This is a genomic window from Methylobacterium sp. J-118, assembly GCF_057836565.1.
Genome location: NZ_JBYQFA010000001.1, coordinates 1,040,895 through 1,064,608 on the forward strand (window position 1 = coordinate 1,040,895; position 23,714 = coordinate 1,064,608).

Sequence of the window (23,714 nt, forward strand, 5' to 3'; positions counted from 1 at the left end):
CACGGGCGGGGCGTTACGGTTTCGCCGGCGCATCGGCCCGGTTGGGATCGGTGAGCTGGATGGTCCAGCTCTTCTGCTCGCCGGTATCGACCTCGAAGAAGCCGTTGCGGTCATAGCCGCGGGCAAGGCAATCTTCCATGCCCCGGATCGTGAACTCCGAGTCGCGCGTGCACATGAGCGAGCGCCCGCTCCATTCGCCGCCGCGCGTGTAGTCCACCGCGAAGACGTAGTAGAACCGCGCCGCCAGCGCACCCTTGAGCAGGGTCTCGCAGGCTTTCGGCGCGAGGTCCCACCACCCCTCCGTGACCCAGCCCTGCGGATCGCGATAGCCGAGGGCGATGCCGACCTTGCTGCCGGTCTGGTTGCACAGGCGCAGATCGGCCTTCGCCGGGCTCGCGCTGAAGAGCGCGAGCCCGGCCACCGTGACTGCGGAGAGGACCGGAGCGTGCAGCTTAATTGACCAGGATGATGCGGCAGTCGTTGACATTGGTACGGGTCGGGCCGGGGTTCACGAGGTCGCCGAGGGCCGCGAAGAACGCGGTGGAGTCGTTCTGATCCAGCATCGCGGCCGGGTCGAGGCCGGCGGCGCGGGCGCGTTCCAGGGTCGTGGGATCGACGAGGCCCCCCGCCGGATCGGTGGCGAGACCGCGGCCGCCGTCGGTGCCGTCGGTGTCCGCGCTGATGCCGGAGATGCCCGGCTCCCCGTCCAGCGCCAGCGCCAGCGCCATGGCGTATTCCTGGTTCGGGCCGCCATTGCCCTCGCCCCGGATGGTGACGGTGAGTTCGCCCCCCGAGATCAGCGCGACCCGGCGCCCGGCCGCTTTGTGGCGCTTGGCCTCGACCGCGTGCTCGGCCGCGACCGTGCGGGCCTCGCCCTCCAGGTCGGCCCCGAGCATCACCGGCTCGTAGCCCGCGGCCCGGGCCGCCTCGGCGGCGGCATTCAGGGCGTCGATCGGACGGGCGATGATCCGGTACTCGGCCCGGGCGAAGGCGGGGTCACCGTCCTTGGGCGTCTCGTTGTTGGAGTCGTTCAGGAGGCGCAGGCCCTCCTCGGGCAGCGGGATGCCCCGGCGCTCGCAGATGGCGCGGGCCTCGGCCAGGGTTGAGGGATCGGGCACCGTCGGGCCGGAGGCGATCACGGCCGGATCGTCGAACGGCACGTCCGAGATCGCGAGGGTGAGAATCCGCCGGGCGTTGCGGGCGGCCAGCGCGAGGCGGCCGCCCTTGATCCGGGAGATGTGCTTGCGCACCGTGTTGATCTCGCCGATCGGCGCGCCCGAGCGCAGCATCGCCCGGGTGATCGCCTGCTTCTCGGTGAGCGTCAGGTCACCGGCCGGGGCGATCCAGTTGGCCGAGCCGCCGCCGGAGAGGAGCACCAGCACCTCGTCCTCCGGGCCGGCCTCGGTGGCGAGCCGCAGGGCCTCCTTGGTCGCCGCGAGACCGGCCTCGTCGGGCACCGGATGGCCCGCCTCGACCATGTGGATCCCCGGGGCGTCCTGGCCGTAGCCGTGGCGCGCCACCGCCAGGCCGACGATCCGGTCGTCGCCCAGGCCGTGCTGCTGGCGGTAGAACCGGCTCGCCACCGCGCTCATGCTGCCGGCCGCCTTGCCGGCAGCCAGGATGATCAACCGGCCCGGGCTCGGCGCCGGCAGATGCGGCGGCAGGCAGAGATCGGGATGGGTGGCGCGGATCGCCGCCGTGAGCAGGCGGTCGAGCAACGCGCGCTGCGCCTGGATGGCCGGATCGGCGACGGGCGGGACGGTCTCGGTCATGGCGTCGGACGGGCTCCTCTCTGACCCGATCGCGCGGTCCCCGCCCGTTTCTCTGCGGGCGGCGGGCCCGTTTCTTGCCGTGAGCGCACGATCCTTGATAGGTGATCTGCCCGAGCCGCCGCGCCACGGCAAGCGCCATCGGCACCCCCGCACAGATCTGAAGACCTCGGAGCCCCGTGACCCGTCCGGAGATTGAAGTGGCCACCCCGGATCCGTATCCGGCGCCGCATCCCTGCGAGATCATACCCGGCGACCCCGGCTGCGGCCTCGTCATCGCCTGCGACCACGCCTCGAACCATGTTCCGCCGGATATCGATCTCGGCCTGCCGGCCCGCGAGTTCGCCCGGCACATCGCCTACGATATCGGCGCGGCGGCGGTGACCCGGCGCCTGGCCGCGCAGCTCGGCGTGCCGGCAATCCTGACGAACTTCTCCCGCCTGATCATCGACCCGAACCGCGGGCGCACCGACCCGACGCTGGTGATGCGTCTCTCCGACGGCGCCGTGGTGCCGGGCAATGCCCGGATCGACGAGGCCGGCAAGCAGGCGCGGATCGCCCGCTTCTACGCGCCGTTCGACGCCGCCATCGCGGCGGCGATCGCTTGGGCCGAGGCCGCCGGCCGGCCGCCCGCGATCCTGACCATGCACAGCTTCACGCCGTATTGGCGCGGCAATCCGCGGCCCTGGCATGTCGGCATCCTGTACGACCACGACGCGCGTTTCGCCCGCCCGCTGATCACGGCCCTCGAAGCCGATCCCGCCGGCCTGACGGTCGGCGACAACGAACCCTATGGCGGCGGCCTGCCGGGCGACACGATCGATCGTCACGCCACCGCGCGCGGCCTGCCCAACGCCCTGGTGGAGATCCGCCAGGATCTGATCGCCGGCGAGGAGGGTCAGCTCGACTGGGCCGCGCGCTTCGCCCGCATCCTCCGGCCGCTGATTGCGACTTGATCCCGGCGCGCCCGGTCCCGAAATCCTGGGACTGTGCAAGAAGTGGAAAGCCTTCAATGAGTGAGATCGACGCCCAGACCCGGACCGAACTCGAAGCGGCCGTGTTCCGCAGGCTGGTGGCGCATCTGCGCGCGCGCACCGACGTGCAGAACATCGATCTGATGAACCTCGCGGGCTTCTGCCGGAACTGCCTCTCGAACTGGCTCAAGGACGCCGCCGACGCCCACGGCGTGCCGATGACCAAGGACGAGGGTCGCGAGGCGGTCTACGGCATGCCCTACAGCGCCTGGAAGGCGCAGTTCCAGACCGAGGCGAGCGCCGAGCAGCAGGCGGGCTTCGTAGCCTCACGGCCCGAGGGACACTGAACGGCCGCGAATCGGCTAAGCTTCCGGTAAGTTCGCCCCGTTAACCACGGGTCGAGGGCGCAACCGCGCCGTGCAGTCCGGAGAGCTCCATGAACGCCCATTCGATGCCCAGCGCCGCGTCCCAGCGGCCCGGCGGCGACGTCTCGTCGGCCGAGGGCGTGGCCGCCGACGAGCTGAAGCAGTTCATCGAGCGCCTGGAGCGGCTGGAGGAGGAGAAGGCCGGCATCATGGGCGACATCAAGGAGGTGTTCGCCGAGCTGAAGGGCCGGGGCTTCGACGCCAAGGCGGTCCGTACGATCCTGCGGATCCGCAAACAGGATCACAGCGAGCGCCAGGAGCAGGAGGCCATCCTCGAGCTCTACATGCAGGCCCTCGGCATGGCGTAGGCCAGGGTCCGGGACGACTTCCGCCCGTTCGGGACGACACGGCCCCGAACGGCGGCTCAGGGGGCGTCAGGGCGGCGGACCAACGGGACCGGGGACCCCGGTTGCGATCTCACTGCGCGTCGGTCGCGACCGGGCGGGTCTCCCCGCTCAAGCCGAGGGTGCGGCCCGGATATCCGGCGGTATCGAAATAGCGCGTCCCCCCGACCGTCTGATACGTTAGGATCGTCGCCAGACCGGTGGCGTCCGGGTCCGAGCGCACGACCTTCGCTTCGGTTATGGGCGTCGCGCCGTTGACCAGAGCCTCGGTGAGGACGCGGCCGACCAGCGTGCCCTTTGCGGGGATCGTGAGATCGAGGATCCGGGCGATCGTCTTGCCGAGGTCAGCGTTGCTCGCCGGGACGGGGCTCTCGAGGCCGGCGCGGAAGCTCGGGCCCAGGGCGCCCATCACGTTCCTCGTGTCGGCCCGCGAGAAGCTGCCGTGCATGCCCTGGCCCTGCTGCAGCGCGGTGTCCGAGACCTCGACGCCGCAGGTGGTCGGATCGGCGCAGCCGGTGGAGAAGCTCCGGAAGTTCACGACGATGGCAGGCATCGGGGTCAGCGCCGAGCCGTCGAGGGCAATGGCCGAGAGCGGTAGCGTCCCCGGGATCGAGCCGAGGGCGGCGCTGACGAACAGGCCGCTCACGTAGTCCTGCCGCGACAGGGCCTCGACCACCCGGCGCGCCAGGGCCTGGTCGCCGCTGGGGAGGTAGACGAGGTCCGACCCGCCATTGGCCGCGACCACCACGTCCGGCTTGACCGGGTCGGTGCCGATCAGGCCGTTCGCCCGGCTCGGGAAGCTGTCCGGTGCGAGCTTCGCGCCCTTGGCATCGGGATCGAACAGGTTCGAGCCGAGGGCATGCGCGATGTCGATGGCGACGAAGCCGGGCGGAAGCTGACGGGTCGGGACGCCCTTGTAGCTCTGGGTGGCCGCGAAGCTCGTCGCGCTCTCCTTGGAGATGGTCGAGAAGCCGTGATCCGAGGTCAGGATCACGTCGGTCGTGTCGGCGAGCCCCTGCTCCTTCAGCGCGGCGAGCAGGGTGGCGAGGTTGGTGTCGGCGTTGTGGATGGCCGCCAGGCTGGTCGGGCCGTTGATGCCGGGAACCAGCCGGCCCAGACTGTCACCCTGGTTGTGCTGTGTCCCATCCGGATCCCGCGACCAGAACACCAGCACGAAGGGGGCCTTCCGCGCCGCGAACAGCGGCAGCACGGCCTTGGTCGCCACGTCGGCGAAATAGGCCTGCTGCTCGACATTGGCCGCGACGGTGCCCGGCGTCTCGGCGTTCCCGGCCGCTCCGTTGGCGCCCCGCGTCGGCGCCTGGACGGGCAGGCCGGCCGCGCCGAGGCGGGTCCTGAGCTCGTCGCTCAGCGGGATCCCGCCCGCGCGCCCCGTGCTGTCGTCGATCAGGATCGTCTCCTGACCGGCGCGGGCCGTGTGATCGAAGACCAGGGACGGCCCGAGCTTGCCGATGCTCGCGGTGGACAGGCCCTTGGCATGGGCGGCCCGCAGGACCGTCTCCTCGTTCAGGTAATTGCCGGCGAAATGCTCATCGACGTCGCCGAGGACCGGGTCGTTCTCCAGGAACGGCGTGAGGCTCTCGCCCGCACCCGGCACCGGAAACGCCGTGTAGATCGTGTTCCCGTACTGGCCGGTATCGCCGAGCATGTGCCCGGTCGCCATGGCGGTGGCATTGGGCATCGTGAAGGTCGGGAACAGCGAATGGGTGTTGGTGAATCGCACGCCGGCCCTCATGAGCCGGTCCATGGTCGGGGCATTCGTGGCGTCGACCATGCCGTAGCGCAGGCCGTCGGCGACGAACAACACGACATTGCGCGGCTCTGCCTGCGCTCCGGACGCGCCGAGGAGCCCCAGTCCGATCAGGCAGGATGTGAGTGCGCGCAGCACGATGACTCTCCGTAGCGTCCGGCAAGCGGCGTGAGCGGAGACTGTGACAGGCGCGTGACAGAAGGCTTGCGGGGCGTCGTCCGAGAAGGAGCACGATCGGTTCCGCGTCTCCCCCTCCCCCGCAAAGGGGGGAGGGAGAGCGCGGTACGATCTTCAACCGCGCAAACGAGAATCCGGGCGCACCCGTCCAGATTCCCGTCCTTAATCGAGCGCCCTCAGGCCGCGCGCTTGGCCCGGTTCAGCAGCTTGCGGTTGATCAGGACCTCGGCAATCTGCACGGCGTTCAGGGCCGCGCCCTTGCGCAGGTTGTCCGAGACGCACCAGAAATTCAGGCCGTTCTCGACGGTCGCATCCTCGCGGATGCGCGAGACGTAGGTCGCGTCCTCGCCGGCCGCCTCGTGGGGCGTGATGTAGCCGCCGTTCTCGCGCTTATCGACCACCAGCACGCCGGGGGCGCTGCGCAGGATCTCGGTGGCCCTCTCGGCTGAGAGCGGCCGCTCGAACTCGACGTTCACCGCCTCGGCATGCCCGATGAAGACCGGAACGCGGACCGCGGTCGCCGTCAGCTTGATCTTGGGATCAAGCATCTTCTTGGTCTCGGCGACCATCTTCCACTCTTCCTTCGTGTAGCCATCCTCCATGAACACGTCGATGTGGGGGATGACGTTGAAGGCGATACGCTTGGTGAACTTGCCGTCCTGCTTGATCTCGCCGGCGGTGAAGACCGCGCGGGTCTGATTGAACAGCTCGTCCATCGCCTCCTTGCCGGCGCCGGAGACCGACTGGTAGGTCGAGACCACCACGCGCTTGATCGTCGCCGCCTCGTGGAGGGGCTTCAGCGCGACGACCAGCTGTGCGGTCGAGCAATTCGGGTTGGCGATGATGTTGCGCTTGGAGAAGCCGACCACCGCGTCGGCATTCACCTCGGGCACGATCAGCGGCACGTCCGCGTCGTAGCGGAAGGCCGAGGAATTATCGATCACCACGCAGCCCTGCTGGCCGATGCGCGGCGACCATTCCTTCGAGGTCTCGCCACCCGCCGACATCAGGCAGATGTCCGTGTCGGAGAAGTCGTAGGTGTCCAGCGTTTTGACCTTGAGCGTCTTGTCGCCGTAGGAGACTTCCTGACCCTGGCTGCGGCGCGAGGCCAGAGCCACGACCTCGTCGGCGGGGAAAGCCCGCTCGGCCAGGATATCGAGGATCTCGCGGCCCACGTTGCCCGTGGCGCCGACGACGGCGACCTTGTAACCCATCTCTCGTCTCCGCGCGGAAAACCCTGACCGATCCGGGCGCCGCGCCCCTGCCAGACATATCGGCCGAAGGATCGTTCGTGCCGGACAGCGCCCATCGACGGGCGCGACCGCAGACCCCGTCCTGATCGGAGGTGGGATCGACGGTCGGGCCGAGCAAGGCGCGCAAGGGTCAGCCCTGTCAAGGCCGGCTCCCGCGCAACGATCGATTCACCCTGCGCCGGAAAAGCTGACGGCGGGACGTGGACCGGAAAGGGAATTCAATCCTTTCCTGCGATCGTCGCGGGCGGACCATGGGGTCCGTTGTCCGCACGGGGTGCCATGCTGATCGGATCGGCAGATGCGAGGGCCGGGATCGCGCCCGCGGGGCTCGTCGAGCGGACCGCGCTGTCGCCGGGGGCGCTCGGCCTGCGCCTCGTCCTCGCCTCTTCCATCATCGCCCTGCTGTGCGTCTGCGCGTGGCGTCCGGGGGTCGAGCCCGCCGCCACGGTCCCCGGCATGTCCCTGGCCTCTGCCGGCCCCGGGCTCGGCTTCGTCCCGACGATGCGGGCGCGCGCGGCACCGCCGCCCCTCCCCGCGGCCCGGTTCGACGTGGCGGAGCCCGGTCTCGAGCCCGTGCGCGTGTCCGCCCGGATCGATCCGCGATCGGGCCTGCGCGAGGATACGCTCACCCGGGGCGACTTCGATGCCCTGGAGGCGCCCGCGCTGCGGGTGACCCTCAGCCGCGGGACGGAAGCCGGCGCGGCACCCACGCTGTTCGTCCTGATGGCCCGGCGGGCCGCAACCGGCCCGACCATCGATCGGCCGGCCCTCTCGGTCCTGCGGACTGGTGCGCGCGGCCAGATCGACACCAAGTTCGGTGCGGTGGAAACCCTGGAGGTGACCTTCGGCGGACCGATGCCGCGAACCTGCGCGGGCTTCGTCACCCGCGGAGCCGCCTTCCGGCTCGACGGCTGGTCCTGTGCCCCGCTCGGGCGGCCGCCCGAGCTCCAGGCGCTGGCCTGCACACTCGACGCGCTGCGCTTCCTCGATCTGGGCGATCCGGAGACGACCGCGGCCTTCGCGGGCGCAGCGTCGACGCGGTCCTGTCCTCCCGTCTCGCAGGTCGCGGAGGCTGCGGACGGGGCCGGATCCAGCGCGAAACGGTCGCGAAATAAAAAATGAGGCTCAAGTGTGGCAAAACGCGTAAGCTCGGCCTTAGAGGCGGAACAACAGCCTCGGCCAAGCGTCTTCTCGTCAAAGGCGGCGAACTGTTAAGTTTCGCCCGTCACACTGGTGAAACTCACAGATAAGGTTGGCCATGCGCTCGCTCAGAATCGCCCTTCTCGGCGTCATCGCCGCCACCGGCCTCGGCGCGTTAACCTCCGCGCCCGCCGAGGCGCAGGATGGCTTCGTTCCGGGCCCGATCTACCGGGTCAGCCGCCCGCTCCCGATCCGCGTGCGCCCCCGCAGCTGGCTCGACGCTGGCAACGTGCCGCTCACCTCCAACGTTCCGGGCGCCGGCGGCTCGCGTAACCCGGCCCTCAACCCCTACCTGATCGCAGCCTCCAACCAGCTGACGCCCCCCTACGGCCCGAGCGATCGCTACGGCCGCGGGATCCTGCCGGATCCGATCACCAACGGCCCGTTCATCGGCGCGCGCTCGTCCGCGGTCCGCAACGTCGACCTCTCCTTCGTCGACCGGCTGGACCCGACCTCGCCGCTCTACGGCCGCCCCTACTGATCACAATCGTCCAGACACATCGAACGTTGTGCAGCGCGGGCCCTCGGGTCCGCGTTTCGCGTTTGCCGCCTCCCCATCCGGGCCTTCACGGATACCCGATATCCTGTATGCCAGGAATTGCGGGCATGGTCGCGCCGCCGCCGCGAGGGTTGTGCCATGAAGCCGTTCGACTGGGTGTCCGGGTATCCGTCCCTGCGCATGCCGATGTTCGGGCGCAATTGCGTGGCGACCTCGCACGCCCTGGCCGCGCAGGCCGGGATCCAGATGCTGCAGGCCGGCGGCAACGCCGTGGATGCGGCCATCGCCACGGCGGCCGCCAAGACCGTGACCGAGCCGTGCAGCAACGGTCTCGGCTCGGACGCCTTCTGCATCCTGTGGGACGGCCAGGCGCTGCACGGCCTCAACGCCTCGGGTGGGGCCCCGGCGGCCTGGACCCGCGACTACTTCCTGCGGAAATACGGCCCCGCGGAACGGCCGCCGATGCGGGGCTGGGATTCCGTGACCGTCCCCGGCGCGGTCGCCGCCTGGGTCGCGCTTAGCGAGCGCTTCGGCCGCCTCCCCTTCGCCGACCTGATGCAACCGGCAATCCGCATCGCCGAGCGGGGCTATCTCGCGCCGGTCGTGGTGCAGCAGAAATGGGCGGCGGCCGCCCGGGTCGAGGCGATCACCCGGCAGCCGGGCTTCGCGGAGTTCTTCCTGCCCCGCGGCCGGGCCCCGGAGGTCGGCGAGCTGGTGACCTTCCCCGGCGCCGAGAAGACCCTGCGGCTGATCGGCGAGACCAAGGGTGAGGCCTTTTACCGGGGCGAGATCGCCGAGGCGATCGCCGCGCATGCCCAGGCCCATGGCGGCGCCCTGACGGCGGCGGACCTCGCCGGGTATCGCCCCGAATGGGTGACGCCCACCGCCCAGGACTACCGCGGCTACACGCTGCACGAGATCCCGCCGAACGGCCAGGGCATCGCCGCGCAGATCGCCCTGGGCATCCTGGAGCATTTCGACCTCGCCGGTCTGGCCGTCGACGGACCGGAGGCCCAGCATCTCCAGATCGAGGCGATGAAGCTCGCCTTCAGCGACACCTACCGCTACGTCGCCGATCCGCGGGGGATGGCAGTGACGCCGGAGGCGATGCTCGACCCGGCCTATCTCGCGGGTCGCGCCCGGCTGATCGACCGGAACCGCGCCCAGGTGTTCGGCCCCGGCAAGCCGCCCGCCGGCGGGACCATCTACCTCACCGCGGCGGACGAATCCGGCATGATGGTGAGCTTCATCCAGTCGAACTTCATGGGCTTCGGATCCGGAGTCGTGGTTCCCGGCTGGGGCATCTCGCTACAGAACCGCGGCTACGGCTTCATCCTCGATCCGGAGAGCCCCAACGTCGTCGCCCCCGGCAAGCGGCCGTTCCACACCATCATCCCGGGCTTCCTCACCCGGGACGGGGCGCCGGTGATGAGCTTCGGCGTGATGGGCGGCAACATGCAGCCGCAAGGCCATGTCCAGACCCTGGTGCGGATGCTCGACCACGGCCAGAACCCGCAGGCGGCCTGCGACGCGCCGCGCTGGCGCGTCAGCGAAGGCCTCGACATCAACGTCGAGGCGGCGATGCCGGCCGCCACTCTGGATCGGCTGAAGGCCCTAGGCCACCGGCTGGAGGTGATCCAGGATAGCTATCAGGATTTCGGTGCCGGCCAGTTCATCTGGCGGATGGGCGACCCGGCGGTCGAGGGCTACGTGGCGGCGAGCGATCCGCGCCGGGACGGGCAGGCCGCGGTCTGGTGAGGCGCTACTTCAGCTGGACGCTGTCGACCAGCTCGCGGAACTTCGCGAGCACCCCGGTCCGCTGGTCCTCACGGACGACGCCGAGGGCGCGCAGATAGCCGTCCGGGTTGAACCGGATGGTCTGCGAGACCACCACCGGCATGTTGGTCGGCTGGTCGACGGCGCGGGCCACGATCTCGTGCCAGTCGACGCCGTTCGAGCGGTAGCTCTGCGCCCGCTCGATCACGAAATCCTTCAGGGTCTGGTTCGAGGCCAGCGCCGCGCGGGCGAAGCCGTCGCGCTGCTCGGCGGTCGGCGGCTGTTGCACCGCCTGCGCCAGCACCAGGATCGGCTGCTCCAGATTCTGCATCTGGTCCTTGGGGCCTTGGGTCAGCAGGACGGAGTTTCCGGCGAGCACCCGGACGGGACGGAAGCCCGCCAGGTCGGCGATGCGGAAGGGCAGCGCGTCGACCTGCTGGTCCAGCGTCAGCGCCGGACGCAGGCTCACCCCGGTCACCATCCGCCGCATCGAGTCCTCGGTCTCGGCGTCGGGCAGCGCCTGGGCGATGACCAGGCCTGTCACGCTGGGCGCGCCGACGACCAGGATCCATTTCCGGATCGCCGGCGCGGAGGCGTTCGGGTCGGCGGGCTGCTCGCCGGTGTAGAGCATGCCCTCGTTGTCGCCGATCTTGATCTCTTCGCGCTTCTCGACCGCGAACCCCTGGCTCAGGAGGTTGGCATCGGTGAAGCCGCTGACGAGTTCCGCGAAGGCGTTCGGCGGCAGTTCCACCACCGAGACGGTGGCCCCTCCCTCCTTGCGCTCGAAGCCCGAAAAACGCCGCGACAGCGTCATGTCGGCCGGGGGCTCGAAGCCGAAGCGCGAGCCCGGCGGGAAGACGGCGTCCCCGGCCCGGGCCGGGGCGCCGGGTCCGAATGCCAGGGTCGCGAGCACGAGGGTCGCGCGGACGAGGTTCCGCCCGCGACGCAGCGTCAGGTTACGCACCAGCATCGGCCTTCGTGTCTCCCCGGCGGGCCCGGTGGGCCGCGCCTTGCGCGATGCGTCCGACGGCGCGCCGCCGCTGTCAAGCGGCTGGAAGATCAGGATATTGGGAGGCCCGATCAGCCGGCGGGCGCGGTGACCCGGCGCAGCGTCAGGTTGCAGCGGCCCCCGGTCGGCATAAAACCGGCGCGTGGATCCGCGTCGAGCAGAACGCCCGACGGATAGAGCCGGTCGATCCCGTGATGGATCAGCCGCGCGGCGCCGCCGATGACGAGGGCGTCGCCCGCGAGCAGCCGGACCGAGCGCGTCGGATCTTTGCGCCGCAGACCGCCGTAGCGGAACAGAGCGGGTGCCCCGAGGGACAGGGAGACGACCGGGGCGGACAGGTCCGCCTCGTCCCGGTCCTGGTGGAGCCCCATGCGGGCGCCCGGGTCGTAGAGGTTGATCAGGCAGGCCTCCGGCGGGGCTGGGTAGCAGGCGAGCCGGTCCCAGGCCGCCAGGGCCGTGTGCGGAATCGCCGGCCAGGGCCGTCCCGTCTCGGGATGCGCCGCCTGATAGCGGTAGCCCCGGATGTCCGAGACCCACCCGAGCGGCCCGGCATTGGACATCCGCACGGAGAAGGGCGTGCCGGTGCGCGGCATCCGTGGCGTGATGGCCGGCGCGTCGTCGAGCACCGCGGCAACCTCGTCGGCCAGGCGGAGGCGCGCCGCCGGATCGAGGAAGCCCGGGTGGTGGATCAGGCCGGGTGCGAGTTCCCGCGCCACTCAGGCGGCCGCCGCGTCCCGTTCGAGGACCGACCTGGCCGCGACGGTGGTGTCCGCATGGAGACGGTAGATCAGGGGCTCGCCGGTCCGGATCTCCAGCGCCGCGACCGTCTCGCTGTCGAGCTGATCGAGGACCATGACCAGGGCCCGCAGCGAATTGCCGTGGGCCGCCACCAGCACCCGCTCGCCGCGCATCACCCGGGGCAGGATCGCCTCGATATAGAAGGGCAGCACCCGCGCCACCGTGTCCTTGAGGCTCTCGCCGCCGGGCGGCCGCACGTCGTAGGAGCGACGCCACTGGTGGACCTGCGCGTCGCCCCAGCGGCCGCGGGCCTCGTCCTTGTTGAGGCCCGACAGGTCGCCGTAATCGCGCTCATTGAGCGCGCCGTCCCGCAGCACCGGGATGGCCGCCAATCCCATCTCTTCGAGCATGAGCGCGCAGGTGTGCTGCGCCCGCACCAGCCCGGAGGTGAACGCGACGTCGAAGGCGTGGCCCGCCCGCTTCAGCGCTTGTCCCGCGGCCCGGGCTTCGGCGATGCCGCGCTCGGTGAGGTCGGGATCGCGCCAGCCCGTGAACAGGTTGAGCCGGTTGAATTCGCTCTGGCCGTGGCGGGCCAGGACCAGGATGCGTTCCATCGGCGGTGCGGTCCCCGTCACAGGCCGAGCACGTCCGCCATGGCGTAGAGCCCCGGCGGCTTGGGATGTGCCCAGAGGGCCGCCTTGACCGCCCCGGCGGCGAACAGCCCGCGGTCGGCGGCGTGGTGGCTGATCGTCAGGCTCTCGCCCGGGCCGGCGAAGATCACGCTGTGATCCCCGACCACCGTGCCGCCCCGGAGGGTCGCGAAGCCGATATCGCCCGGCCGGCGCGCCCCGGTATGCCCGTTCCGAGTCGAGACGCGGACCGCCTTCAACTCGACATCGCGGCCCGCGGCGGCGGCCTCGCCGAGCAACAGCGCCGTCCCCGAGGGGGCATCGACCTTCATGCGGTGGTGCATCTCGCAGATCTCGATGTCGAACTCGTCCCCGAGTGCCTTGGCGACCCGCCGGACGAGCTCGGCCATCAGGTTGATGCCGAGCGACATGTTCCCCGATTGGACGATCCGCGCGTGATAGGAGGCCGCCTCGAGCCTGCTCAGATCGTCGTCCGACAGGCCGGTGGTGCCGACCACGTGGACGATGCGGGCCTGGGCGGCGAGTTCGGCGAAGTGGATCGTGGCCGCCGGGGTTGTGAAGTCGAGCACGCCGTCGGCGGCGGCGAAGGCCCTGAGCGGATCGTCGGTGACGGGGACGCCGAGGGGCGGGAGGCCGGCGAGCGTGCCCGCATCCTGCCCGAGCGCCGGCGAGCCCGCCCGCTCGATCGCCGCGGAGAGCGCGCAGCCCTCCGCTTCGGCGACCGCGCGCACCAGCATCCGCCCCATGCGCCCGTCGGCGCCGACCACAACGAGCCGCATCCCGATTCCCGTTCCCGTGCCTCGTGGCGCGGGCCGTCCAAGCCAGCTGCGCCATCCTTAGTGGGCCCCCGCATCGCCGCGGGGGCCCGGAGCCGATTAATCCTTCTCGGGCGCGATCGGCTCAAGTCCGCCGATGTGCCGCTGCGCGTAGAGCGGCAGGCCGATCTGCTTGATGAGGTCGAGCTGCGTCTCGAGGAAGTCGATATGGCCCTCCTCGTCCTCCGCCAGCTCCTCGAACAGGCGCATGGACACGCGGTCGTTGATCGAGTCGCAGTACTGCGCGGCTTCGAGGTAGAGGTTCCGCGCGCCGTGTTCGGCGGCGAGGTCGCACTCGATGACCTCCTGGACGTTCTGGCCGATCCGGAGCGGCTCGAGTTCCTGGAGATTCGGGAACCCTTCGAGGAACAGGATCCGGTCGATGAACCGGTCGGCGTGGTTCATCTCCTCGATCGATTCCTTGCGCCAGAACTTGGCCAGATCGATATAGCCCCAGTTGTTGAGCATGCGGAAATGCAGCCAGTATTGGCTGACGGCGGTCAGCTCGCTGCGCAGGCCGCGGTTCAGATACTCGATGACCTTGGTGTCGCCCTTCATAGCCCCCGGACTCCTTGCAATCTTTTCTGGCGGGGGCAGTCACGTCAGGCGGCGACTCCCTCATCCGCAGTTTGGAGCAAAACCAAACTGCAAGCCTGAGCGCAAGCTGTCGAGCAGGCATGGCTGCCCTCCGATGGCTCGTCCTGACCGAGCGCGCTCCGCATGATGGCACGGATGGTCCGGGCGCAGCGCCCGCATTTCGGGCTGCATCCGAGGCAGGCATAGACCTGGGCCGGTGTCCGGGGGCATCCCGGTCCGGGGGCCAGGCAGGAGCGAACGGCGCCGTCGGAAAGGACGTTGCAAGAACAGACGATCATGCGTGCCGCAGATCCCGCCTTCTTCCGGTGCGGCCCGAGGGTTCCGGGCCGAACTCCTGCACTCCGCCAGATTAGAAAAGTTGAAAACTAGCGAAGTTTCAACATCTTACTGGTCTTTTTCGGAAATGGCATCCGACTTTGACCGGGTCAAGAGACCCGGTTCGATATGTTCGGGCCCAGACCCCAAGCGCCGGGGCGCCCGACCCGGCGGCGGGGCGTCAACGCGCGAGTTCGCGCAGCCCCAGGCGGATCAGGACCCTGGCCTCGGCCTCCGGCCCGGCTTCCCTCAGCGCCGCGGCGATGGCGGTCGCGGCCTGGATCTGCGGGTAGCCGAGATTGACGAGGGCCGACACGGCATCGGCCACCGGCCCGGGGGGGGCGCCGGTCTCCGCGGCGCCGCCCAGGGCGGCCAGGGCGGGATCCATGGGGGTGAAGGCGGGGGCCTTGTCCTTCAGCTCGGCCGCCAGCCTCGCGGCGAGCCGCGGTCCCACGCCGGGTGCGCGGCTGATCGCCCCCTTGTCGCCCGTCGCGATGGCGCCGGCCAGGGCCTCCGGCTCCAGCACCGAGAGGACCCCGAGCGCCACCCGGGCGCCGACGCCCTGCACGGTCTGGAGCAGGCGGAACCACTCCCGCTCCGCATCGGACCGGAACCCGTAGAGGCGGATCATATCCTCGCGGACATACGTCTCGATGGAGAGCTTCGCGGGCTCGCCGACCTTGGGCATGCGCTGAAGGGTCCGGGCCGAGCAATGCGCGATGTATCCGACCCCCGAGACGTCGAGGATCACGAAATCCTCTCCGAACGAATCCACCACGCCCCTGAGTTTCCCGATCATTCCAAGCCCGCCCGCTGTCGAGGGATGCCTACAGAAGCGCAAGCGCGTCCGCCAGACGCGCTTGAGCCCGCCGGGACTTCATGAAATCACGGGCGCCGCGCCGGCCGAGCTTGGCCGGCCATGGGGGACGAGCATGCGCGCGCCACTTCTTGCCCTGCTGGGCCTGCTGATCCTGGCGCCCGCGCGGGCGGCGGAGGACCCCGCCGCGGCGGCCGTTCCGGTCGCGCCGAGCGCGGATCCGACCCAGGTGCGGCCGGGCGCGTACGTGCTCGATCCCGATCACGGCAAGATCACGTGGTCGGTCTCGCACCTCGGCTACTCGACCTATTACGGGCAGTTCGCCGGCCTGACCGGCACCCTCACCCTCGATCCGAAGGCCCCGGAGAAGAGCCGCCTCGCCGTGAGCGTGCCCCTGGCCGGGGTGATCACCGGCAGCACCCGCCTGAACGAACACCTCGCGGCGCCGGATTTCTTCGACACCGCGAAGTTCCCGGCGGCGACCTTCACGGCCACCACGGTCGAGCCGACGAGCCCGACCACCGCGCGGATCACCGGGGACCTGAACCTGCGCGGCACGGTCCGGCCGCTCGCCATCGACGCGACCTTCAACCAAGCCGGGATCCATCCGGTCGACCAGCGCTATACCGTCGGGTTCGATGGGCGGGCCATGGTCAAGCGTTCGGAGTTCGGCATCAACGCCTACCTCCCGGGCCTCGGCGACGAGGTGAGCCTGCGCATCGAAGGGGAGTTCAAGGCGGTTCCGTGAGGACGTTGCCGTGCGGCGGGCCGGGTGACGCTGGCCCCGGCGCGGGTGTAGGCAGCCGCCGTCGCTGCACCGCGTCGGAGAGGTGGCCGAGCATGACGAAGCGCGTTGTCGACGGGGCCCGGACCAGCCAGACCCGGCGGGACGGCAGAGACGGCCTCGTGGAGGTCCGAGCGCTGCGCCGGCCATCTCTCTTCCTGGCCCTGGTTCTTGCCGGACCGGCCTGCGCGCAAGCGCCCTCCCCCGCGCCCGTCGCCCCGGCATCCCCCCTCGACAGCTATGCCGAGGCGGCGGCCACGACGATCATCGCCGAGCAATCCTGTCCCGGGGTTCAGGTGAAGGCCGGACAGCTGACGACCCTGCGCCTCGGCGCCCGGGTTAATGCCGGCCAGGAAACCGTACTGCAGGAGAAGCTGCGGACGCGCGCCTCCCAGGTCCGCCAGCAGCTCGCCGCAGACGGCCGCGAAGCGTGGTGCGCGGGCGCGCTGGCGGCGTTCGGGCCGCAGGGCAGCGTCGCCAAAGGTATCCTGGCCACCGGAGCGCCGATCCGCTGAGCGCGTCCGGCGAGGATTGACACGGCGGTGCCTCGCCCCTACTGAGCCCGCATGGCGCGCGGCCTCTCAAGGGGTCCGCGCGTTTCGCGTTGTCCGGGCTCAAGCCCGCGCAATGACTTCAAACAAGAAGCCGGTCCAGGGGCAGCCGCCCCGGAGGCCGTTCGAGAACACGAGAGAACGATGTTCGCAGTCATCAAGACGGGCGGTAAGCAGTACCGCGTCGCCGCCAACGACACCATCACCATCGCCACCCTGGCCGGCGAGGCTGGCGAGGCCGTGACCTTCGGCGAGGTCCTGCTGTTCGCCGACGGCGCGGGCGCGACTCAGGTCGGCGCCCCGACCCTGTCGGGCATCAGCGTCACGGGCGAGATCGTGCGCCACGGCCGCGACAAGAAGGTGATCGCCTTCAAGAAGCGCCGCCGCCAGAACTCGCGCCGCAAGCGCGGCCACAGGCAGGACCATACGGTCGTGCGCATCACCGGCATCCAGGCCTGAGGCACGGCCCCGCAGGGCGCGTAGCGGTCCGTCAGGGCCCGATCCGCGACCGCACCCCCGCAGATCAGAATTCGGAGTTCATCCCATGGCACACAAGAAGGCAGGCGGCTCGTCCCGCAACGGTCGCGACTCGGCAGGCCGGCGCCTCGGCGTCAAGAAGTTCGGCTCGGAAGCCGTGATTCCGGGCAACATCATCGTGCGTCAGCGCGGCACCAAATGGCATCCCGGCACCAATGTCGGCATGGGCAAGGATCACACGCTGTTCGCGCTGGTCCCGGGCCATGTCCGCTTCGAGACGCGCCGCGGGCGCGACTTCGTAGCGGTAACGCCGCTGGCTGAGGCCGCGGAATAACAGGCGGGCGCCCCACGTGGCGAAGCTGGCGTCCCGCCCGGTGTCCCACACCGGACCGGAGACGTCGTTGCCGGGCCCCTGACGGGCCGGGTCGGACGGAACACCGGGGAGGATGGGACGCCATCCTCCCCTTCGTCGTCTTGAGACGGTGCCCCGGGCCGGGCGCGCCGTCCCTGCGAGGGCACGATGTTCCCCGACCTGACCCGCGATGACGTCTTCCGGATCGAGACCCGCCGGCTGTGGCTGCGCTGGCCGACCGCCAAGGACGCTCCGGCCATCATGGCGCTCGCGGGCGAGCGGGCCGTGGCCGAGATGACCGCGCATATCCCGCATCCCCTAGGGCGCGAGGCGGTCGATGACTTCCTGGTGAAGGTCCGCGGTGCCAACAACGCCGGGACGGGCCTGACCCTCGCCCTCACCCTGCGCGCCGCCCCCGGCCGCCTGATCGGCCTGGTCGGAATCGCGGGGGACGCGGGTGCGCCGCATCTCGGCTACTGGCTCGGCCAGCCCTGGTGGGGAAACGGCCTGATGAGCGAAGCCGCCGGGGCCCTGGTCCACGCCTTCTTCGCCTATGCCGGGGGCACCTGCCTGACCGCGGGGGCGCTGCCGGCGAACCGGGCCTCGCAGCGCGTGATCGAGAAGATTGGGTTCCGCTGGACCGACCGGCGGTCGACGCCGAGCCCGGCCCGCGGCGGCGCGCGGGACCTGGACTGGTTCGCCCTGGACGGCACCGAATGGGCCGCGCGCCAGCGGGTCACCGAGCCGGACCTGGCGGAAGCGTCCTGAGCGTCCCCGGGCGCCGGGCCCGATCGGGCACCCCATATTCATCGCCGGGCGGCCTACGGGCCGCCCGCAGGCACGAGCGACGAGACGGACCGTGAAATTCCTCGACGAAGCCAAGGTCTATATCCGGTCCGGTGACGGCGGCCCCGGCTGCGTCGCGTTCCGGCGGGAGAAGTTCATCGAGTTCGGCGGCCCGAACGGCGGGGACGGCGGACGCGGCGGCGACGTCTGGGTCGAGTGCGTCGAGGGGCTCAACACCCTGATCGACTACCGCTACCAGCAGCACTTCAAGGCCAAGAAGGGCGAGCACGGCATGGGCTCGAACTGCCACGGCGCCAACGGCGCCGACGCGGTGCTGAAGGTCCCGGCCGGCACGCAGATCTTCGCCGAGGACGGCGAGACCCTGATTGCCGACCTGACCGAGGTCGGCCAGACGATCCGGCTGGCCAAGGGCGGCAACGGCGGCTTCGGCAATGCCTATTTCACGACCTCGACCAACCGGGCCCCGAAGCACGCCAATCCGGGCCTCGAAGGCCAGGAGATGTGGATCTGGCTGCGGCTGAAGCTGATCGCCGATGCCGGCCTCGTCGGTCTGCCGAATGCCGGCAAGTCGACCTTCCTGGCGAGCGTCACGGCCGCCAAGCCGAAGATCGCCGATTACCCGTTCACGACCCTGCATCCCGGGCTCGGCGTGGTCCGTTCGGACGGGCGCGAATTCGTGCTCGCCGACATTCCCGGCCTGATCGAGGGCGCGCACGAGGGTGTCGGCCTCGGCGACAAGTTCCTGGCCCATGTCGAGCGCTGCCGGGTGCTGCTGCACCTCGTGGACGGCACCACCGAGCACGCCGGCAAGACCTACAAGCTGGTCCGCGGCGAGATCGAGGCCTACGGCAACGGACTCGCCGAGAAGCCCGAGATCGTGGCGCTGTCCAAGGCCGACGCGCTCGACGCCGAGACGCTCAAGAGCCAGGTGGCCAAGCTGAAGCGCGCGGCCGGACGGGCACCGCTGGTCCTGTCCTCCGCGAGCCGGAAGGGCGTGCCGGAGGCGCTGCGCGCACTCCAGGCCGAGATCGACGCCAGCGTGGAGGCGGACAGGGAGCCTGTGGCGGCGTGGGAGCCGTGATTGGCGGCGCGGCGCCTGCGCGATAAGCTGGCGCCGGAGACAGCCCGATGCCCAAGCTGCTGACGATTCGCGACGAGGACTTTCAGCGTGCGCGCAATCTTGCCAGTTGCCTCGGCACGTCACTCGACGAGGCCGTCGCGACGGCCGTTCGGGACCTGGATCGGAATACGTCCGCCGAGGGCGGGTTCGATCCTGGCCAACAGGCCGAACTCGCGGCGATCCGGGCGCTCGTGGCCGAAGCGCGCCCACACATCGTACCAGGAGCCCTCAACGATCACGGCTGGCTCTACGATTGGAACGGTCTACCGGCGTGATCGCACTGGACAGTTCCGCTCTCGTCGCGATCGCGCTCGGCGAACCCGAGGGGCAGATCTTTGACGAGATCATCGTTCGTCATCGCGCGCTCGTGGGACCGCCGACCCTCCTCGAAACACGAATGGCGCTCGGCTCTCTGATGCCAACCTTCGCCGATGCGTTTCTCGATCGCCTGATCGCCACGCCCAGCATCCGGACCGTCGATTTCGGCTTGGACGCCTACCGAGCAGCTGCTCACGCCTTCGGCCGCTACGGCAAGGGTCAAGGTCATGCCGCCTGCCTGAACTTCGGCGACTGCCTGTCTTATGCCGTCGCCAAGGTCCACGCCGTACCGCTCCTCTTCAAAGGCAACGATTTCATCCATACCGATTTGGTGCCGGCCTACAGCCCAGCAGCTTGAGCGCGCCACCCCGGTTCCGATCCTCCCCTTCAGCCTTCGCATAAGGCTGTCCAAGACCGCAGCCGTCGTCCAAACCGCCCCGTACCGCCCGTCCACGAAGAATCATGATCCCCGCCCTCGAAGATTTCCGCCGCGTCGTGATCAAGGTCGGGTCGGCCTTGCTGGTCGACCGCAATGCCGGCCGCCTGCGACATGCCTGGCTCGCGGCCCTGGCCGAGGACATCGCCGAGCTGCACGGGCGCGGGGTCGACGTGCTGGTCGTGTCCTCCGGCAGCATCGCCCTGGGCCGGACGGTGCTGGGCCTGCCGCCGGGGCCCCTGCGGCTGGAGGAGAGCCAGGGGGCGGCCTCGGTGGGGCAGATCACCCTCGCCCGGCACTGGGCCGAGGCGCTGGGCCATCACGGCATCGTGGCCGGCCAGATCCTGGTGACGCCGCAGGACACGGAGGAGCGGCGCCGCTACCTCAACGCCCGGGCAACCGTGCTGAAGCTCCTCGAGATGCGCGCCGTGCCGGTCGTCAACGAGAACGATACGGTGGCGACCTCGGAGATCCGCTACGGCGACAACGACCGCCTCGCCGCCCGGGTCGCCACAATGATCGACGCCGACGTGCTGGTGCTGTTCTCGGATATCGACGGCCTCTACACCGCACCGCCAAAGAATGACCCGGACGCGCGCCATTTGGCGGTCATCGAACGCATCACCCCGGAGATCGAGGCGATGGCGGGAGGGCCGGCCTCCGAGCTGTCGCGGGGCGGCATGCGCACCAAGGTCGAGGCGGCCAAGATCGCCGTATCCGGGGGCACCCATCTGGTGATCGCGGACGGGCGCGGGAAGAACCCGCTGAAGGCGCTGCGGGAGGGGGCGCGCTGCTCGTGGTTCCTGTCCGGCTCCACGCCGACCGCGGCGCGGAAGACCTGGATCGCGGGGTCCCTCGAACCCAGGGGGTCGCTAACCATCGATTCCGGTGCCGTGCAGGCCCTCCGGGGCGGCGCCAGCCTGTTGCCCGTGGGTGTCCGGGCGATCGACGGCAGCTTCTCCCGCGGCGATGCCGTGGAGATCCGCGACCCCGAGGGCCGGGCGCTGGGGCGCGGCCTCGTCGCCTACGACGATGCCGAGGCCGCACTGATCATCGGGCATCCCAGCGCACGGATCCCGGATTTGCTCAACTATCCAGGCCGCGCCTGGATGGTGCACCGCGATGACTTGGCCTTGTTCTAAAGAATGCCGTGACGGAGCAGCATTGATGTCGAACGCGTCCGGTTAAGTATTGTTGTCGACTGTGACACAGCACACTTGTCGGTGCGCCGCACGATGTGCGAAGACAGCGCCCTTCCCCGTCGAGCCGGCGAACGGCCGTCGCGAACCGAGGACGCCAGCGTGCCCGTCCTGAATCTGAGATCGGACTTCGCCGAGGCCGACGCCCTGCCGGAGCAGATGGCGGCGATCGGCCGTCGCGCCCGTGCGGCCGCCCGGCGGATGGCGCTGGCCTCGGCGCAGACCAAGGATCTCGCTCTGAAGGCGATCGCCGAGCGCCTGAGGGCGAACCGCGACGAGATCCTGGCCGAGAACGCCCGCGACGTGGCTGCCGCGCGCAGCGCCGGTCAGACCGCCGCCCTGATCGACCGGCTCACCCTCGATCCCGGACGCCTGGCGGCGATGGCGGACGCCGTCGAGAAGATCGGATTGCTGGCCGACCCGGTGGGCCGCCAGCTCGCCGCCATCGAGCGGCCGAACGGCCTGCTGATCGAGCGCATCGCGGTGCCGCTCGGGGTGATCGGGGTGATCTTCGAGAGCCGCCCCAACGTCACCGCGGATGCCGGTGCGCTGTGCCTGAAGGCCGGCAACGCCGCGATCCTGCGGGCGGGCTCGGACAGCCACCGCAGCGCCATGGCCATCGCCCGGGCGATGAGCCGGGGGCTGGCCGATGCCGGCCTGCCGGAAGACGCGATCCAGCTGGTACCGACCCGCGACCGCACGGCGGTGGGCTTGATGCTCGCCGGCCTCGACGGCTGCGTCGACGTGATCGTGCCCCGGGGCGGGCGCGGTCTCGTTACCCGCGTTCAGGCCGAGGCGCGGGTGCCGGTCTTCGCCCATCTCGACGGCATCAATCACGTCTACGTGGCCGCCGCGGCCGATCTCGCCATGGCCCGCACCGTGCTGCTCAACAGCAAGATGCGCCGGACCAGCGTCTGCGGCGCCGCCGAGACCCTGCTTGTCGACCGTGCCTGCGCGGCGACGCATCTCGCCCCCCTGGTCGGCGCCCTGCTCGATGCCGGCTGCGCCGTCCGCGGCGACGCCGAGACGCGGGCGGTCGATCCCCGGGTGACCGCCGCCGCGGAACAGGATTGGCACACCGAGTACCTCGACGCGGTCATCGCGGTCCGCGTGGTCGACGGGATCGCCGCGGCGATCGAGCATATCGAGACCTACGGCTCGCATCACACCGACGCGATCATCACCGAGGATGAGGCCGAGGCGGCCCGATTCCTGGCGGAGGTCGATTCGGCGATCGTGACCCACAACGCTTCGACGCAGTTCGCCGATGGCGGCGAGTTCGGGTTCGGCGCCGAGATCGGGATCGCCACCGGGCGGATGCATGCCCGCGGCCCGGTGGGCGTCGAGCAGCTCACGACCTTCAAGTATCGCGTCCACGGCAGCGGCCAGATCCGTCCGTGACATCGGCCGAGGGTCCGGCGTGCGGCTGAGTTTGCCGCCGAGCGCGCCCGGCATGCGGATCGGCCTCTACGGCGGATCCTTCAACCCCGCGCATCTCGGCCATCGCCACGTCTCCGTGCTGGCGATGCGTCGGCTGGGGCTGGACCGCGTCTGGTGGCTGGTCAGCCCCGGCAACCCCCTGAAGAGCCGCAAAACGCTTCCGACCGTCGCGGAGCGGTGCGCCCAGGCGCACCGGGTCGCCCGGCATCCGCGCATCGCCGTGACCGGCGTCGAGGCGGCCCTCGGCGTCCGCTTCACCGTGCAGACCCTGCGCTTCCTCACGCGTCGCTGCCCCGGCGTTCATTTCGTCTGGATCATGGGCGCTGATTCGCTCGGCACCTTCCACCGCTGGAAAGGCTCCGCCGAGATCGCGCGGCTCGTGCCGATCGCGGTCATCGACCGGCCCGGCTGGACCATGACCCCGCTGAGCGCCCGCGCCGCCCAGCGGCTGGCGCAGGCGCGCATCCCCGAGGCCGCGGCCTCGACGCTCGCGCTGCGTCGGCCGCCGGCCTGGACCTTCCTCCACGGGCCGCGGTCGAGCCTGTCCTCGACGGAGATCCGTAACGGTATGCCGAGACGTGGCGGGGGTTCGGAGACGGCGCGGTTGCAATCGCCGCCCGATACCGCCAATTTCATGGCACCCCGCGAGGGGTGACGCCGCCCGCGGCACCACGAGGAACCAGGACTCTGCCCGAAACCATTCATACGGAGACGATCCGCACCGCCGTTCTCGCCCCGGACGAGCCCGGCCAGGCGCGCTCGGACGATCTCAAAGCCCTCGCCCTCGACTGCCTCGACGAGATGAAGGCCGAGGAGACGATCGCCATCGACCTCGCCGGGAAGACGTCGCTGGCCGACACGATGATCATCACGTCGGGTCGCTCGCAGCGGCACGTGGGGGCGATCGCCGACAAGATCATCCAGGAGATGAAGAACCGCGGCTTCGGCAACGCGCGGGTCGAGGGCCTGCCCGCCTGCGACTGGGTTCTGATCGACGCCGGCGACGTGCTCGTGCACATCTTCCGTCCGGAAGTGCGCGGCTTCTACAATCTCGAGAAGATGTGGGGCGCCGATCGTCCGGTCGGGCTCGCCCTCGGCTAGGCC

At 70.4% G+C, this 23,714-nt stretch carries 29 protein-coding genes; 18 read left to right on the forward strand and 11 right to left on the reverse strand.

Translation table 11 applies throughout. The features are described from left to right. Window positions 1-13 precede the first annotated feature (13 nt). Window positions 14-487, reverse strand: a complete 474-nt coding sequence (locus AC3IF3_RS05025) for a DUF1036 domain-containing protein (protein ID WP_243965773.1) — start codon at window positions 485-487, stop codon at window positions 14-16. After that, a complete protein-coding gene (locus AC3IF3_RS05030) occupies window positions 453-1,772 on the reverse strand; it encodes a glycerate kinase type-2 family protein (RefSeq protein ID WP_489227619.1) in 1,320 nt (439 codons plus the stop codon). The genes AC3IF3_RS05025 and AC3IF3_RS05030 overlap by 35 nt, the downstream gene beginning before the upstream one ends. 176 nt (window positions 1,773-1,948) lie before the next feature. Here AC3IF3_RS05030 and AC3IF3_RS05035 point away from each other — a divergent pair, with 176 nt between their 5' ends. The 3 genes from AC3IF3_RS05035 (at window position 1,949) to AC3IF3_RS05045 (ending at window position 3,476) form a co-directional block, all read left to right on the forward strand. Continuing rightward, window positions 1,949-2,725: an N-formylglutamate amidohydrolase gene (locus tag AC3IF3_RS05035; RefSeq protein WP_489227620.1), complete on the forward strand. Its 777-nt coding sequence runs from the start codon at window positions 1,949-1,951 to the stop codon at window positions 2,723-2,725. Window positions 2,726-2,781: 56 nt separating this feature from the next. After that, window positions 2,782-3,090, forward strand: coding sequence for a DUF1244 domain-containing protein (locus AC3IF3_RS05040; RefSeq protein ID WP_489227622.1), 309 nt, complete (start codon window positions 2,782-2,784; stop codon window positions 3,088-3,090). A gap of 104 nt (window positions 3,091-3,194) precedes the next feature. Next, window positions 3,195-3,476: a DUF2312 domain-containing protein gene (locus AC3IF3_RS05045; protein WP_243965991.1), complete on the forward strand. Its 282-nt coding sequence runs from the start codon at window positions 3,195-3,197 to the stop codon at window positions 3,474-3,476. A gap of 109 nt (window positions 3,477-3,585) precedes the next feature. On the opposite strand, the gene AC3IF3_RS05050 is transcribed toward AC3IF3_RS05045, so the two are convergent. Next, window positions 3,586-5,418 carry an alkaline phosphatase family protein gene (locus AC3IF3_RS05050; protein WP_489227623.1) on the reverse strand — a complete coding sequence of 611 codons (1,833 nt, stop codon included), beginning with the start codon at window positions 5,416-5,418 and terminating at the stop codon, window positions 3,586-3,588. A gap of 215 nt (window positions 5,419-5,633) precedes the next feature. Next, window positions 5,634-6,671: an aspartate-semialdehyde dehydrogenase gene (locus tag AC3IF3_RS05055; RefSeq protein ID WP_489227625.1), complete on the reverse strand. Its 1,038-nt coding sequence runs from the start codon at window positions 6,669-6,671 to the stop codon at window positions 5,634-5,636. A gap of 318 nt (window positions 6,672-6,989) precedes the next feature. On the opposite strand from AC3IF3_RS05055, the gene AC3IF3_RS05060 reads away from it, so the two are divergent. The 3 genes from AC3IF3_RS05060 (at window position 6,990) to AC3IF3_RS05070 (ending at window position 10,167) form a co-directional block, all read left to right on the forward strand. Continuing rightward, a complete protein-coding gene (locus tag AC3IF3_RS05060; protein WP_489227626.1) occupies window positions 6,990-7,832 on the forward strand; it encodes a hypothetical protein in 843 nt (280 codons plus the stop codon). A gap of 136 nt (window positions 7,833-7,968) precedes the next feature. Further along, window positions 7,969-8,391, forward strand: a complete 423-nt coding sequence (locus AC3IF3_RS05065; RefSeq protein ID WP_489227628.1) for a hypothetical protein — start codon at window positions 7,969-7,971, stop codon at window positions 8,389-8,391. Window positions 8,392-8,547: 156 nt separating this feature from the next. Further along, window positions 8,548-10,167 carry a gamma-glutamyltransferase family protein gene (locus AC3IF3_RS05070; RefSeq protein WP_489227630.1) on the forward strand — a complete coding sequence of 540 codons (1,620 nt, stop codon included), beginning with the start codon at window positions 8,548-8,550 and terminating at the stop codon, window positions 10,165-10,167. A 4-nt stretch (window positions 10,168-10,171) separates the two neighbouring features. Here the strand turns inward: AC3IF3_RS05070 and AC3IF3_RS05075 are convergent, their stop codons facing one another. The 7 genes from AC3IF3_RS05075 to ruvA all read right to left on the reverse strand — a co-directional run bounded on the left by AC3IF3_RS05075 (window position 10,172) and on the right by ruvA (window position 15,108). Then, window positions 10,172-11,155 (reverse strand): hypothetical protein, encoded by a 984-nt coding sequence (locus AC3IF3_RS05075; RefSeq protein WP_489227632.1) that lies wholly within the window; start codon window positions 11,153-11,155, stop codon window positions 10,172-10,174. A gap of 110 nt (window positions 11,156-11,265) precedes the next feature. After that, the gene (locus tag AC3IF3_RS05080) at window positions 11,266-11,910 is read right to left on the reverse strand and encodes an alpha-ketoglutarate-dependent dioxygenase AlkB (protein WP_489227634.1); all 645 of its coding nucleotides are present in this window, start codon (window positions 11,908-11,910) and stop codon (window positions 11,266-11,268) included. Continuing rightward, on the reverse strand, window positions 11,911-12,546 hold the full coding sequence (locus AC3IF3_RS05085; protein WP_489227636.1) for a 2,3-bisphosphoglycerate-dependent phosphoglycerate mutase: 636 nt from the start codon (window positions 12,544-12,546) through the stop codon (window positions 11,911-11,913). A gap of 17 nt (window positions 12,547-12,563) precedes the next feature. Further along, window positions 12,564-13,361, reverse strand: a complete 798-nt coding sequence (gene dapB, locus AC3IF3_RS05090; protein WP_489227638.1) for a 4-hydroxy-tetrahydrodipicolinate reductase — start codon at window positions 13,359-13,361, stop codon at window positions 12,564-12,566. Between the two features lie 96 nt (window positions 13,362-13,457). Continuing rightward, window positions 13,458-13,955, reverse strand: coding sequence for a bacterioferritin (bfr, locus tag AC3IF3_RS05095; protein ID WP_091714294.1), 498 nt, complete (start codon window positions 13,953-13,955; stop codon window positions 13,458-13,460). A 44-nt stretch (window positions 13,956-13,999) separates the two neighbouring features. Continuing rightward, entirely contained in the window at window positions 14,000-14,272 is a 273-nt protein-coding gene (locus tag AC3IF3_RS05100) for a (2Fe-2S)-binding protein (protein ID WP_243965717.1), read from the reverse strand. A gap of 218 nt (window positions 14,273-14,490) precedes the next feature. Further along, window positions 14,491-15,108: a Holliday junction branch migration protein RuvA gene (gene ruvA, locus AC3IF3_RS05105; RefSeq protein ID WP_489227641.1), complete on the reverse strand. Its 618-nt coding sequence runs from the start codon at window positions 15,106-15,108 to the stop codon at window positions 14,491-14,493. Window positions 15,109-15,241: 133 nt separating this feature from the next. Between ruvA and AC3IF3_RS05110 the strand changes: the two genes are divergently transcribed. The 12 genes from AC3IF3_RS05110 to rsfS all read left to right on the forward strand — a co-directional run bounded on the left by AC3IF3_RS05110 (window position 15,242) and on the right by rsfS (window position 23,711). Then, window positions 15,242-15,874 carry a YceI family protein gene (locus AC3IF3_RS05110; protein ID WP_489227643.1) on the forward strand — a complete coding sequence of 211 codons (633 nt, stop codon included), beginning with the start codon at window positions 15,242-15,244 and terminating at the stop codon, window positions 15,872-15,874. Between the two features lie 92 nt (window positions 15,875-15,966). Then, a complete protein-coding gene (locus AC3IF3_RS05115; RefSeq protein WP_489227644.1) occupies window positions 15,967-16,425 on the forward strand; it encodes a hypothetical protein in 459 nt (152 codons plus the stop codon). A gap of 180 nt (window positions 16,426-16,605) precedes the next feature. Next, complete coding sequence (rplU, locus tag AC3IF3_RS05120) at window positions 16,606-16,920, forward strand: 50S ribosomal protein L21 (protein WP_243965702.1); 315 nt, start codon at window positions 16,606-16,608, stop codon at window positions 16,918-16,920. 85 nt (window positions 16,921-17,005) lie between these two features. Further along, entirely contained in the window at window positions 17,006-17,272 is a 267-nt protein-coding gene (rpmA, locus tag AC3IF3_RS05125) for a 50S ribosomal protein L27 (protein ID WP_243965695.1), read from the forward strand. Between the two features lie 186 nt (window positions 17,273-17,458). After that, window positions 17,459-18,058: a GNAT family N-acetyltransferase gene (locus AC3IF3_RS05130; protein WP_489219969.1), complete on the forward strand. Its 600-nt coding sequence runs from the start codon at window positions 17,459-17,461 to the stop codon at window positions 18,056-18,058. Between the two features lie 91 nt (window positions 18,059-18,149). Further along, on the forward strand, window positions 18,150-19,178 hold the full coding sequence (gene obgE / locus AC3IF3_RS05135) for a GTPase ObgE (RefSeq protein WP_243965692.1): 1,029 nt from the start codon (window positions 18,150-18,152) through the stop codon (window positions 19,176-19,178). A gap of 47 nt (window positions 19,179-19,225) precedes the next feature. Next, window positions 19,226-19,492 carry a hypothetical protein gene (locus AC3IF3_RS05140; protein ID WP_489227646.1) on the forward strand — a complete coding sequence of 89 codons (267 nt, stop codon included), beginning with the start codon at window positions 19,226-19,228 and terminating at the stop codon, window positions 19,490-19,492. Beyond that, window positions 19,489-19,893 carry a type II toxin-antitoxin system VapC family toxin gene (locus AC3IF3_RS05145; protein WP_489227647.1) on the forward strand — a complete coding sequence of 135 codons (405 nt, stop codon included), beginning with the start codon at window positions 19,489-19,491 and terminating at the stop codon, window positions 19,891-19,893. The genes AC3IF3_RS05140 and AC3IF3_RS05145 overlap by 4 nt, the downstream gene beginning before the upstream one ends. A gap of 104 nt (window positions 19,894-19,997) precedes the next feature. Continuing rightward, the gene (gene proB, locus AC3IF3_RS05150) at window positions 19,998-21,113 is read left to right on the forward strand and encodes a glutamate 5-kinase (protein WP_489227648.1); all 1,116 of its coding nucleotides are present in this window, start codon (window positions 19,998-20,000) and stop codon (window positions 21,111-21,113) included. A 159-nt stretch (window positions 21,114-21,272) separates the two neighbouring features. Further along, window positions 21,273-22,571 (forward strand): glutamate-5-semialdehyde dehydrogenase, encoded by a 1,299-nt coding sequence (locus AC3IF3_RS05155; protein WP_489227649.1) that lies wholly within the window; start codon window positions 21,273-21,275, stop codon window positions 22,569-22,571. A 19-nt stretch (window positions 22,572-22,590) separates the two neighbouring features. Then, window positions 22,591-23,265 (forward strand): nicotinate-nucleotide adenylyltransferase, encoded by a 675-nt coding sequence (locus AC3IF3_RS05160; RefSeq protein WP_489227650.1) that lies wholly within the window; start codon window positions 22,591-22,593, stop codon window positions 23,263-23,265. Further along, on the forward strand, window positions 23,262-23,711 hold the full coding sequence (rsfS, locus tag AC3IF3_RS05165; protein WP_489227651.1) for a ribosome silencing factor: 450 nt from the start codon (window positions 23,262-23,264) through the stop codon (window positions 23,709-23,711). Before AC3IF3_RS05160 ends, rsfS begins: the two co-directional genes overlap by 4 nt. Window positions 23,712-23,714 lie beyond the last annotated feature (3 nt).